Raw genomic sequence first — 249 nt, 5'->3', positions numbered from 1 at the left:
CCAGTCGCGAAAAGGTGACGACGCCCGACTTCGGCGCGGAAATGGTGGCGTCGCGGCGGTTCTGCTCGAAGCGTGCGTCGGCCTCCTGGAGATCGCGCGCGTGGCTCGCGTCGAGTTCCTTCAACTGCGCCGCGAGCGCGGTCTGCGAATTCTGGAGGTCGGCGAGCGCGGCCAGCGTCTGCTGCCTGCGCGAAGCGGATTCCGCGCGCGCGATGCGGCTCTGATGCACATCCGCGCGGGCTTGCTCGA

The 249-nt window shown here is 69.5% G+C and carries 1 pseudogene; it reads right to left on the bottom strand.

Annotation, left to right across the window (positions count from 1 at the left end):
* Positions 1–249: pseudogene (locus SB816_RS33830) on the bottom strand (hemolysin D); the annotation flags it as partial.

It is taken from the genome of Achromobacter sp. SIMBA_011, from assembly GCF_046535435.1.
GTDB classification, from domain to species: domain Bacteria; phylum Pseudomonadota; class Gammaproteobacteria; order Burkholderiales; family Burkholderiaceae_B; genus Achromobacter; species Achromobacter dolens.
Note: the sequence above shows the minus strand (reverse complement) of the source record. Positions and strands in the feature narration are given on the sequence as shown.